This window comes from Phycisphaerae bacterium (assembly GCA_017999985.1).
Classification (GTDB): Bacteria; Planctomycetota; Phycisphaerae; order UBA1845; family Fen-1342; genus JAGNKU01.
Map to the genome: position 1 here is coordinate 235,552 of JAGNKU010000005.1, position 12,040 is coordinate 247,591.

General features: G+C 69.9%; 10 protein-coding genes. 4 read left to right on the forward strand and 6 right to left on the reverse strand.

Annotated features, from left to right (window positions below; all coding sequences use genetic code 11):
* Positions 1 to 79: 79 nt before the first annotated feature.
* The 5 genes from hflX to KA383_08880 all read right to left on the reverse strand — a co-directional run bounded on the left by hflX (position 80) and on the right by KA383_08880 (position 5,823).
* Positions 80 to 1,396 carry a GTPase HflX gene (gene hflX / locus KA383_08860; protein MBP7746231.1) on the reverse strand — a complete coding sequence of 439 codons (1,317 nt, stop codon included), beginning with the start codon at positions 1,394 to 1,396 and terminating at the stop codon, positions 80 to 82.
* 149 nt (positions 1,397 to 1,545) lie between these two features.
* Complete coding sequence (locus tag KA383_08865) at positions 1,546 to 3,144, reverse strand: hypothetical protein (protein ID MBP7746232.1); 1,599 nt, start codon at positions 3,142 to 3,144, stop codon at positions 1,546 to 1,548.
* 4 nt (positions 3,145 to 3,148) lie between these two features.
* On the reverse strand, positions 3,149 to 3,607 hold the full coding sequence (locus tag KA383_08870) for a hypothetical protein (GenBank protein MBP7746233.1): 459 nt from the start codon (positions 3,605 to 3,607) through the stop codon (positions 3,149 to 3,151).
* A gap of 10 nt (positions 3,608 to 3,617) precedes the next feature.
* A complete protein-coding gene (locus KA383_08875; protein MBP7746234.1) occupies positions 3,618 to 4,556 on the reverse strand; it encodes a DnaJ domain-containing protein in 939 nt (312 codons plus the stop codon).
* A 37-nt stretch (positions 4,557 to 4,593) separates the two neighbouring features.
* The gene (locus KA383_08880; protein MBP7746235.1) at positions 4,594 to 5,823 is read right to left on the reverse strand and encodes a redoxin domain-containing protein; all 1,230 of its coding nucleotides are present in this window, start codon (positions 5,821 to 5,823) and stop codon (positions 4,594 to 4,596) included.
* A 155-nt stretch (positions 5,824 to 5,978) separates the two neighbouring features.
* On the opposite strand from KA383_08880, the gene KA383_08885 reads away from it, so the two are divergent.
* Positions 5,979 to 7,520, forward strand: coding sequence for a sugar ABC transporter ATP-binding protein (locus KA383_08885; GenBank protein MBP7746236.1), 1,542 nt, complete (start codon positions 5,979 to 5,981; stop codon positions 7,518 to 7,520).
* Between the two features lie 113 nt (positions 7,521 to 7,633).
* Positions 7,634 to 9,256, forward strand: coding sequence for a tetratricopeptide repeat protein (locus KA383_08890; GenBank protein ID MBP7746237.1), 1,623 nt, complete (start codon positions 7,634 to 7,636; stop codon positions 9,254 to 9,256).
* Positions 9,257 to 9,280: 24 nt separating this feature from the next.
* Here the strand turns inward: KA383_08890 and KA383_08895 are convergent, their stop codons facing one another.
* Positions 9,281 to 9,673, reverse strand: a complete 393-nt coding sequence (locus KA383_08895) for a (deoxy)nucleoside triphosphate pyrophosphohydrolase (protein ID MBP7746238.1) — start codon at positions 9,671 to 9,673, stop codon at positions 9,281 to 9,283.
* 647 nt (positions 9,674 to 10,320) lie between these two features.
* Between KA383_08895 and KA383_08900 the strand changes: the two genes are divergently transcribed.
* Both KA383_08900 and KA383_08905 read left to right on the forward strand, forming a co-directional pair.
* Complete coding sequence (locus tag KA383_08900) at positions 10,321 to 11,055, forward strand: dihydroorotate dehydrogenase electron transfer subunit (protein ID MBP7746239.1); 735 nt, start codon at positions 10,321 to 10,323, stop codon at positions 11,053 to 11,055.
* Between the two features lie 23 nt (positions 11,056 to 11,078).
* The gene (locus KA383_08905; GenBank protein MBP7746240.1) at positions 11,079 to 12,035 is read left to right on the forward strand and encodes a PhnD/SsuA/transferrin family substrate-binding protein; all 957 of its coding nucleotides are present in this window, start codon (positions 11,079 to 11,081) and stop codon (positions 12,033 to 12,035) included.
* The last annotated feature ends 5 nt before the right edge of the window (positions 12,036 to 12,040 follow it).

Sequence of the window (12,040 nt, forward strand, 5' to 3'; positions counted from 1 at the left end):
TCGCTCTCCAAAAAGTTTGTCAGCGCATCCACGCTCGGAGCCTGACCTGTCCTGATGATAGCGCCCCCGCGCCGCCCCCCTATTCCGCGTGTCGGATATCCGCCGCAATGCTGTGCAGTTGGTTGAGCGCCCGCGGCGCAATCGCCACCTCCAGGATCGCCCGCCCGTCCTCGAACCGCCGGTCCAGCACCTCGGCAAACCGCTCCAGAAAGCCCAGTGCTTTGCCATCGTGTGCCGGCACCGACAGCACGATCCGGCGTTGCTCGCCGCGCATCCGCCGATCCACCGCGGCCCGCAGCTCATCCAGCCCGTCGCCGGACCGCGCCGACACCAGCAGCGCCTGCGGATGCCGCGTGCGCAGGATCGACAGCGCCGCCAGGTCCCGCACCGCATCCGCCTTGTTCAGCAGCAGCAGCGTCGGCTTGTCCGCTACCTCCAGCTCGGCCAGCACGCGCTCCACCGCCTCCACCTGTTGCTCCGCTTCCGGGTTCGCCGCGTCCACCACGTGCAGCAGCAGGTCCGCGTGAATCGCCTCCTCCAGCGTCGCGCGGAACGACGCCACCAGGTGATGCGGTAAATCCCGAATGAACCCCACCGTGTCCGACAGCAGCAGGTAGCGCCCGCTGCCCAGGTCCCACCGCCGCGTCAGCGTGTCCAGCGTCGCGAACAGCCGGTCCTCGGTCAGCGTGCCGGCGTTGGTGAGCGCGTTCATCAGCGTGCTTTTGCCGGCGTTCGTGTAGCCGACCAGCGACACCGTGAAATGGTCCTGGCGCGCCCGCACCTCGCGCACCTTGCGCCGGTCGATCTCTTCGAGCTGCCGCTTGAGCAGCGCGACGCGTTTGTCGACCAGCCGGCGGTCGATCTCGATCTGGCTTTCGCCCGGCCCGCGCGTGCCGATGCCGCCGACCACGCCGGCGCCCGTCGCGCCGCCCGCGCCGGCGATGCGCTCCAGGTGTGTCCACATGCCGCGCAGCCGTGGCGCCGTGTATTCGAGCTGTGCCAGCTCGACCTGCAGGCGCGCCTCGCGCGTCCGTGCCCGCGACGCGAAGATGTCGAGGATCAACTCGCTGCGATCCAGCACTTTCCGGCCGGTCGCCTTCTCAATCTCGCGGATTTGCGACGGACTGAGGTCGTTGTCGAAGATGACGACGTCGGCCTCGTACACGTCGGCGCGCTGGCGGATTTCTTCGAGCTTCCCCTTCCCCACGCACGACGCCGGGTGGTACGCTGGCCGCCGCTGCACCACGCGGCTCACCACGTTCGCCCCCGCCGAGCGGGCCAGTTCCGCGAGTTCCACCAGAGGATCTTCGATCGGGGCTGCACCCCCCAGGATCACTTTGACCAGCAGCGCATTCTCTCGCCGAACTGAGAGATTCTCGCGCGGATTAACCGACACTCAGCATACCTCGCACGACCTCGCGCAAGCGGCCCATGTCCGCGCCGTCCGGACCGACCTGCCGGCCCCGGGGCGCCCCGCTCACCTCCTATATTGTACCAACCGCCCGACCCAATCCCGCGCGCCCACCGCGAATTTCGCCGCGCACCCTACGGCGGCTCGCTCCCGGCCTCCTCCGCCCCCTCCTGCGGAAGCCCGAGCAGCCCTGACGGGGCCGCGAGCGCATCCAGCTCCTCCGGCGTGAACAGCCGCAGCAGCACGTCGGTCTGCTGCGCCTCGCCGAGGTAGGCGCTGTCGAGCTGAAACGTGATGCGCAGCGCGTCCGCGGCGCGCTCGCGCTGCGAGCGTTTCGCGTGCACGATCGCCAGCAGGAAATGTGCCAGCGGCCGACGCGCGTTGCTCGCCACGGCGCGCGTCAGGCAGTCCAGCGCGGCGTCCAGTTGATCATCATTGATCTCGAGCGAGGCCAGGGCCTCCCACGCCGGCGCCAGGCGCGCCGCGCTCGCCACCGCGTTCTTCAGGTGGGCACGCGCCACGTCCACGCGTCCCACGCGCGCCTCGAGCACGCCGAGGTAGTACTCGGCCTCCGGGCGGCCCGGGTTGCGCGCGGCCGCCTCCCGCAAGGTCTCGCGGGCCGCTTCGTTCTGCTGCGCCAGCATCAGCGTCGCGCCCCGCCACACGTCGATCTCGTGGCGATCCGGGCGCGGCCAGCGCCACCCCCCGGTCGCGCGCGCGTCCGCCGCGGGCTGCTCCGCGCGCAACGCGTCCAGGATCGCGAGGGCTTCAACCGTGCGGGCGGCGTGCGCAATCGATACCGCCATGAGAAAGTTGTGTTCCGCGCTCAGTTCGGCCGGCACGTCGCGGACGGTGCCGAGGACCACGGCCAGCCGCGGCCACTGCTCGAGCGCCAGCAGCACGCGGGCCAGGACGAGCTTGTCATACGTGTCCACCACCACGGGCAGCGGCAGTGCCTCCAGGGTTTCATCCGCCGACGCGGGGTCATCCGCCCCCAGATGCGCGGCCGCCAGCAGGATCCGCGGCGCCGCGGCCAGCGGCTCCTGCGCACACAGCGCCCCGGCAATCGGCAGCGCGTCCCGCGGCCGGCCGCGCGCCAGCAGCGCGCGGGCGGACACTTCGGCATAGCGGGCCAGCGGCTCATGCGCGGCATGGGCCCGCTCCGCAAACGCCTCCGCCGCCACGTCGCGTTCCAGCAGACGCGCCAGGAGCGCGAGCCGCAGCCAGGTGGGCCCGGTCCACGTCGCCTGCCGCAACCACTGCGTCGCAGTGGCCACCAGCACGAGGCCCTCATCCGCGGCGCTGATGTCCAGCGGCGTCACGGGCGCGTCACTCATGATGTTGTCGAGCTGCGCGCGGAGAGCTTCATCGCTGGGGATCGCCGGCGCGGGCGTCGCCACGGGGGGCGTGGCGCGCGGCAGCGGCGCGGCCGGGGGTTCCGGCCGCGGCGGCTCCTCCGGCTCGGTGACCGGCGCCGGCACGGCAGGGACCGGGGCCGCGGGCGGCAGGCGCCGCGCCTGGATGCGCAGGTCGCGGATTTCCTCCTCCAGGGTCGTCACGTGCGTGCTGAGTTCGTTGATGGTCAGCGCCTGCTGTTGCAGCGTGCCGCGCGTCATGATCGCCACGGTGACCGTCACCAGCACCAGCAGCGCCGTGCTCACCAGCCAGTACACGTACAGACGCTCGACGGCGTCAGGCGCGTCGGGCGGCCGGGTCGGTCGGGTACCGGGCATTCGTCTAGCTCCCTGCCGGCTGGTCCGGCGGCTGGGGCGGCGGCGCGGCGGGGCCAGGCCCCGGTCCGCCCGGGTTGCGATCCGGCCTGTCTTCGGACGTCGCGGCGGCGATCTGCTCATCCGTGAGGCGGTACTTCTGCCAGGCGTCCACGTACGCCGTCGGCGTGCCCCCGACGCGCTCGCGGGCCACGAACTGCCCGATCCGGATGATCAGGTAGGCCCCGAGCACGAATAACAGGATCAACAGTGCGGAGATCAGCAGAAGGGTCAGCAGCGTGGCCAGCCAGCGTGCCTCCGACAGCAACTCCGTGGCGTCACCCTCGCTGGCGATGCCGGCCGCGCCGCCGCGTCCGCCGTGGCGGGCCACGAGGATGTACACGGCCGCGCAGATGGTCAGCACCAGCACGCCCAGCACCAGCAGCGTAACGGCGCGACCCGACGATGTATGCGTCTCGCGCGACATCCGTTCGGTCTCACTTCGGCCAGCCCAGCTTCGCCCGCGGCTCCTGATGCAGCTCGCGCTCCAGTTCGGTCAGCAGCTCGCGGCCCCGCGGCGACACCGACTTCGGCGCTGCGATCTGCACGAGAGCATACAGGTCGCCGCATTGCCCGCTGGCATCGCGGACGCCCCGCCCGCGCAGCCGCAGCTTGGCGCCGCTCGACGTGCCCGGCGGAACCTTGACTACTGCCGTCCCGTCGAGCGTGGGAATCTCCACCTGCGTGCCGAGCGCCGCCTCCGCGAAGGTCAGCGGCAGATCAAGCAGAATGTCGCGCCCGTCCCGGCGGAAGTACGGGTGCGGGCGGATCTGGCAGCGGATCAGCAGGTCCCCGCGCCCGCCGGGGCCTTCCTGGCCCTGGCCACGCACGCGAATCCGCTGCCCGTCGCTGACCCCCGGTGGCACGCGAAAGCGGATGCGCTCGCTGGCGCCGCCCGGCCCGCCGGTTGTCAAGACGACCTCGCGCACCGCGCCGTGCAACGCCTCCTCGAATGACAGCTCAATCGCGTAATCCAGGTCGGCGCCGCGCGGCGCGGCCGCGCGCGGCCCGGCGCGGCGCCGCCCGCGCCCGCCCCGGTTGAAAAACTGCTCGAAAATGCTGGTCAGATCGCCCATCCCGCCGAAGTCGAAGGGGATGTCCTCGACGCGGATGCCCGGGCCCCCGGTCGTCCAGGCATGCACGTCGGGCGCCGGGCCGCCGGCGCCAAACCGGTCGTACTGCGCGCGCCGCTCCGGGTCGCCGAGCACTTCGTACGCCGCGTGCACTTCCTTGAAACGTTGCTCCGCCGTCTTGTCGTTCGGATTGCGATCGGGGTGATACTGCTTGGCGAGTCGGCGATACGCCTGCTTGATCTCGGCGGCGGTCGCACTGCGCTGCACGCCCAGGATGTCGTAAGGGTCCTTGTTGCTCGTCATACCGTTTCCGTGGCGCCGCGCGTCCGGCCGCCGTCCGTCAGGGCATGCGCGCCAGCCGCTGGGCGGCCTCGTCGGCGTAGATTGTATCCCCATACTTGTCGAGGATTTCGCGGTACAGCTCGCGGGCCCGGCTGGCGCGGCCCGTGCGCTCGTAGGCGTCGGCCTGGGACAGCAGCGTGCGACAGGCGCGCGACGCCTTGTAGTCGCGCACATACCCCATCACCGCGTCGTTCTGCTGCATCCGCGCGAGCAACGTCTGGGCCTTGGCGGCCGTCTCGGTCGACGCGTACTCCTCGGCAACCTGCTCCAGCGTCTCGTACGCCGGCCCGAACTTGCGCTCCTGGATGCGCTCCATCGCGGCCGCCAGCAGGGACTCGGCCTGCCCCATGTCGGCGTGCGCCTTCATGATCCGCGCGACATCGGGCACCTTCTTCTCCAGTGCCGCGAGCTTCTTGTTGACCGACCGGGCCACGTCCAGGCCGCGATACTCGCGCCGCAGCTCCAGCAGCAACGTGACGGCGTCCTCGTACTTCTTCTCGTCCAGCGCGCGCTCCGCCAGCGCCAGCTTGTCGCGCCCGAGCGCTTCGATCAGATCGAGCAGATCCTGGCAGCGGGTCTTCAGCGCATCGCCGCGCAACGCGTGATCGAACGCGCTGTTCGCCGCGCGATACGCCTCGTTCACCTTGTCCTCGCGCAGCGCCTGCCGCGCCTGTTTGAGATAGGCGTTGGCTTTCTCCGCTTCCTCGGGATGGGTCTTCGTCGGCGGCGTGTCCGCCAGCACTTTGCGGACTTCGGTGAACAGGGCATCGCCCGTCCGGTCCCCGGACCAGCCGGCCCAAGCCACCTTCCCGGCCGGATCGATGATGATCACGCGGGGCAGATCGGTCAGGCCATAGTCCTCGAAGGTCGCCTTCGCCTCCGCCGCCACCGGGAAAAAGGCCTTCTCCTGTTGCAGCACCTCCGCGGCCCGCTTCTGGTCCGCGTCCGTGACGCCGATGATGAACACGCCCGACCGACGCCCGACCACGGAGTTGTTCATCGCGGTCATCATCGGCATGACCGCCTCGCCACCACCCGGCCCGGCCCCCCAGCAAAACAGGACCACCACCATGCCCCGGTATTCCGCCAGCGACAGCGGCTGCCCGTCCGTGTTCATCCAGCTCTTGGCTTCGATGTCGGGCGCATAGCTGCCGATCTTCGGATCGGCGCGGACCACGCTGATCCCCGCCCAACCCAGGCATAGCGCCGCCAGCATCACCGGTCTCATCGTCTTCCTCCGCGCCCCACGGGCGGTGGGCGGGCCCGGACACATATCACCACGGCCCACCGCACGCTCTTATACCCGTCTTTGGCATGAACACAAGCCGCCCCGCCCGCCTTGCCGCACCCCGCCTATCCATGCTACGTTGCCCGCCAGCCCCCATGGACCGACCCTCCGACAGCCCGTTGCTCCAGACGCGGGAAATCCGCAAGGCCTTCTCGGGCGTGACCGTCCTGCACGGTGTCGACTTCGACCTCCGCGCGGGCGAAATCCACGCCCTGGTCGGCGAAAACGGCGCCGGCAAGAGCACCCTGATCAAGATCCTCGCCGGCGCGTACCGTGACTACACCGGCCAGGTGTTCATCGGCGGCCACCCCGTGCGCTGCACGGGGCCGCGGCACGCCGAAGACCTGGGCGTTGCCACCATCCACCAGGAACTGAGCCTGGTCCCGTACTTATCGGTCGCTGAAAACATCTTCCTCGGCCGCGAGCCGGTCCGCGGGTGCGGCTGGCTCGACCGGCGTGCCCTGCAGGCCGCCGCGGACCGCGTGCTGCGCGCCGAGCTGGGCGTGGCGCTGGACGTGGCGCAACCGATCGCCGACTTGCCGATCGCCACCCGCCAGATGGTGGAAATCGCGAAAGCCCTCGCGCGGCACGCCCGCATCCTGATCATGGATGAGCCGACCAGCGCGCTCTCCGAGACCGATGCGCAGCGCCTCTTCGCCACGATGCGCCCGCTGCGCGACCGCGGTGTCGGCATCATCTACATCTCGCACAAGATGAACGAGATCTACGCGCTGGCCGACCGCATCACCGTGCTGCGCGACGGGCGGCACGTCGGCACCGCCCGCACGCCGGACTTGCCGCAAGACCAGCTCGTGCAGTGGATGGTCGGCCGGCAGATCGACCAGTTCTTCCCGCACCACGCGGCGCGCCCCGGCCCGGAGCGGCTGCGCGTCACCGGGCTGCGGGTGCGCGCTCCGACCGGCGACCGCTGGCTGGTCCGCGACGCGAGCTTCCACGTGCGGGCGGGCGAGATCGTCGGTCTCGCGGGACTGGTCGGGTCCGGCGCGAGCGAGATGCTCGGGGCGCTGTATGGGCGGTTTGGCACGCCCCAGCACGGCACCATCCTCCTGGACGGCCAGCCGCTGCGCCGGCCGTCACCACGTGCCGCGCTGCGCCGCGGCCTGGCGCTGCTCACCAACGACCGCAAGGGCAGCGGCCTCGTCCTGCCCATGTCCGTCCTGCACAACCTCAGCCTGGCAACGCTGAACCGCTGTACGCGCGGCGGCCTGCTCAGCGCGCATCGCGAACGCACGCGCTGCACGCCGCAGGTCAACAGGATGAACCTGCGCGCCCCCACCCTCGGGGCCGAGGTGGCCACGCTCTCGGGCGGCAACCAGCAGAAGGTCGTGCTGGCTCGCTGGCTCCTGACCGAACCGAAGGTGCTCCTGCTTGATGAACCCACGCGCGGCATCGACGTGGCCGCCAAGGCCGACATCTACGCGCTGCTGAACGAGCTCACCGCCGCCGGCGTGGCCATCGTGCTGATCACCACCGAGCTGCCCGAGCTACTCGCCCTGGCGGACCGTATTCTCGTCGTGCATGGCGGCGGCATCGTGGCCGAACTCGGCCGCGGCGAGGCCACCCAGGAACGCATCATCCACGCGGCGATGGGCGGCGGCCCCGCACCGGCGTCCTGAGCAACCCCGCCGTGCCGCGGGCGACAACCCGTGGTATACTCCGCCCGTGGATCTGCGCGCGTTATCGATCCGTGGGGTGTGCCGCGCGCCGCCCGCAGCCTTGGAGGACCGCCATGCGCACCATTTTGGCCCTCACCGTCGGCCGGTTCGGCCTTGTGCTGCTGTGCGGCGTGCTGCTCGCTTCGGTCACCGTGCCGTCGCTGGCCCAGCCGGCGACCTCTGCGCCGACCGCTCCCCGGCCGGCGACCGATGCGCGGCCGCGCGTGGCCGTCATCGGTTTCGAGCCCGATCCCGCGGGCGACGCGCGCGACACGTGGATTCCCGTCGCCCTCGAGGAACTGCTCGCCCGGCGTCTGCAGCGCGTGCCGAACCTCGTGATCGTGCCCACGCTGCGTCTGTACCAGGCGCGCAGCGAGCTTGGCGACCCGAACGCGCCGCCGCCGTGGCCCGACATCGTGCGCGGCCTGGGCGCTGGATATATTCTCAGCGGGCGCTGCCAGGGACCAGACAACGCCATCACGCTCGAACTGACGTTGCAGCCGCTCGCGGAGGGCGCGGCGGGCTGGCAGACCACCATCCCGGCCGCGCGTCTGTTCGAGATGCTCGACCTGGCCACGCGCTGGACGCTGGAGCGATTTGAACTCACGCTCGATGATGCCACACGGACGGTCGTGCTGGCGACGCCCAGCCGCACACCCACCGCGGTCGAATACTACGCGCGGGCCCTGATGGCCACGCGTGCCGATCAGTCGCGTGACGCCTTGCGCTTCGCCACGCTGGCGCTCGATCGCGACAAGCGTTTCCGGCCGGCACTCGCCCTGCTGGCGCAACTGGAGATGCCGCTCGGTCCGTCCGGACGCGGCTCGGCGGGGCGGCGCTTTCGCGCCTTGAGCGACCTGGCGCGGCTCGAAAACGACCCGTTTGACCGTGTGCGCGCCGAGATCGGCCAGGCGCTGCTCCTGCAGGCCGATGACGCGTCGGACGCGGCCTACACGCGGGCGGAGACGGCCCTGGCGCTGGCCTACGAGTGCCGTGACGTCTACGGGCAAATGGCCGCCGTCACGGCAATTTGCGACGCGTACCTGCTCCGCGCGCTGCCGATCAACGGCACATCGTCGGAGGCGGACCGCGAGGCCCACACGCGCACCTGCGTGCAGCGCGCCATCGAGTGGCAGATCCTCCTCGTCGATCTGCTCACCGAGCTGGGCGACCAGATCGCCTGCCTGCCCGCCACCAACAAGCTCGCCCTGCTTTACGAGCGCGTCGGCGACACGGCGCGCGCCCTGGAGCTGCATCGCCGCACGCTCGCGCTGGCCGAGCAACTGCAGTCACGCCGCCACCAGGCGACGGCGTGGCTCTACATCGGCGAGTGGCACCGCGTGCAGAAACAATGGCCCGAGGCCCTCGCTGCGATCACCCGCTGCCTCGCCCTCGCCGACGAAGCGGCCAAGCCCCCCGTGCGCATCATTCTCGGCGGCGTGTACCAGGGCATGGGCCAGCGCGAAGAGGCCCTGGCGCAGTTCGAGCTCGCCTACGAACAGGTGCGCAAGACCGATGACCTCGGCAGTCAGTTCGCCTGCCTGCGCCAGATCGCCTCCGCCCACATGCAACTCGGTCGCCGCGATAAGGCGATCGCGGCCCTGCAGGAGGCCATCGACATCGCCCATGTGCTCGAGCTGCGCGAGGAGCAGGATCTGCGGACCGAATTGCACAAATGGCAGGATGGCGGGACCTGATCGACCGCCCCGCGCGCTTCGCGCTCAGTCGGCCGGCACCAGCATCCGGACGATTTCCGCGTTCGCGGCCGGCATTTCCAGCTCCGCCAGCTCCGCCGCCGTCACCCAGCGGCACTCCGTGCTTGCGAGCGCGCGGGCCTCGCCCGTGCGCCAGCGACAAACCACCGGCGTAAGCTGCACGATGCGGTCCGGGTATTCGTACGTGACGGTTGCGAGTGTGCGCAGCGGGTCGGCCAACATGTCACACTCCTCGCGCAATTCGCGGAGCGCGGCGTCGACACTGGTCTCGCCTGCCTGCACTTTGCCGCCCGGAAACTCCCACAGCCGCCCGAGATGCATATGCGGCCGTCGGCGTGCAACCAGCCAACGCTCATCGCGGCACACGAGCGCGAGCGCGATGGCAAACGTCGGCTTCATGCGCAACAGCGTCACTTAATGCAACCGATGCCGCAACGCAAATTCCTCCGGGGCGCAGGCAATGCGCCCCCGTTGCCGGCACAATCCCGTAACCGATCACGGATGCCTCTGCGACGCGCTCCAGTGGGAATCTGACAAACCTAACTGTCTGTAATATAATGAGTTAAAGATATTCTACCCCGCCCCCCAAAACGACTGCTTTAGGTGGACACGCGCCGGGCGATCTGATATAGTCCCGGTGTCGGCGGTTTGATCGCCAGACGTTCATCGAACGGAATTTGCGGCTGTTCTAGCCGTGGCGCGCTTCCGGGATCGGCCCCAGGGTTCGATCCCGGAAGTTTTTTTGACAGACCCATCGTCGTCCGCGTACCGTTCTGGCACGCTGTGCGAAGTTCCTGACTGCAATGAATTCAGTAACGACACTCCAAAGGCAATGCGCGGTCGACGCCGTCGTCGTGGATTGCATCCCGATCTGTCGCGAGCACATCGCGCTGGAGTTGGCGCCCCCTGCTTTTCCTGACAGCACGCCGGGCCAATTCGTACAACTGCTCTGTCGCAGCGCAACGGAGCCGGAAACGGAGGCGCTCGCGTGGCCTGCCGACGGGTTTCCGTCTCTGTCCGCGCACTTCTCCGCCCAGGAACCCTTATTGCGCCGCCCGTTCAGCATCGCGGACCACTGGATCGACGGCACCGGCCAGGCCCGGCTGCGTGTGATCTCGCGCGCGGTCGGTGCTGGTACCCGCTGGCTGGCGCAGCTCCAGGCCGGTGACACGCTCAATCTGACGGGCCCGCTCGGACGTGGTTTTTGCCTGCCGTCGCCAGAAACGCCGGTGGTGCTCGTGGGCGGGGGTGTCGGCATTCCGCCGCTGATGTACTTGGCGCGTCGCCTGTACGACTTGGGGCACCGCGACGTCGTCGCGATCTTCGGCGCCACGACGCGCGACCTGCTGCCCCTGCGGCTTACGGCCGAGCCGCCGCACGCAGCCACGCCGACCGTTTGTGCGGTGCTGCCGGGCGCCGCCGCGTTCCCCGCCATCCTCACGAGCGATGACGGCACGCTGGGATTGCGCGGGCGCGTGACCGACGCATTGGCGGCCTGGCACGCGCGTTACGCGGACCCGCGACGTCCGGCGCTCGTGTGTGCGTGCGGTCCGGACGCCATGCTGCGCGCCGTTGCCGACCTGACTCGCGCGCACGGGCTGGCATGCCAGTTGTGCATCGAACGTCCGATGGGCTGCGGGGTCGGCACCTGCCTGTCGTGCGTGGTGCGGCGCGCTGACGCGGAGCATGCCGCCGGGTGGCGCTGGGCACTGACCTGCACCGACGGACCGGTGTTTGCCCGCGACGATTTGCTCGACTATGGGCCGGTGCGGAGCGCATAATGTAAGTTGAACAGGAGTTGACCATGCGACGGAGCGCGGCGTGTGCGGTAATCATCCTGACCGGCGCGGTTCTGCTGGCCTGCGTCGGTTGTCAGGCGGTGGGGCTGCGGTTCCTCAGCCTCATCGGCCTCCAGAAAGATCCGCTCTCGATCGCCCTCGTCGTCAACCAGCCGGGCGCGGTGGCGGCCGCCGCCGTCAATCCGTTCCCGGATTTCGCCGGGTTGCAGAAGGCGCTGTCGGATGACCTCCGGCGCCCGGTGGCGGTCGACCTGTGTTTTCCGTTTCAAGTTGAATCGGAATTGAGATCGGGCTGGTACGAGCTCGCGATGCTGCCGCCGTTCGCGTATGCGACGCTCAAGGAGACGCCCCCCTTGCCCGTGCTGGCAGTGGCGGTCGACGAGCACGGACAGGCCGCCCGCGGCGCTGTGCTGGTCGTGCCCGCGCGGTCTGACATTCAGGCCATCGCCGACCTGCGCGGCAAAATCGTGGCTTTCGGCCCGGCCGGCGACGACCGCACGCACTATGCGGCGCTGCAATTGCTGCAAAGCGTCGGGCTGCGCGAGACCGACCTGTCGCTGGAACTGCTGCCCGTGCCGCGTTCGCTGAAGCACCTGCCCGACATGCGCAGTGTCGCCCAGACGGTCATCAATAACAGCTCTGACGCCGGCTTCATCGATGAGGCCGCCTGGAACGCCCTGCCCGAACACACGACCAAGGAAAACGAGCCCGCGCGCAGCCAACTGCGCGTCATCGGCCGCACCGTCGCCCTCCCCTGTCGCCTGGTCGTCGCATCGCCCAAGCTGGATTCCGCCACCGTCGCCGAAGTGCGCGAGTTCCTGCTCTCCGCGGACACGAAGCACCCGCAGGCACTGCAGCCGCTGAAATTGTCGGATTTTCAACCCCCCACCGAGGCCATCCTCACCGCATGCCGCGCGCTGCGCCCACCGACCAGCTCGTCGGCCGAGCCGCCTCCACCGTAGGCACG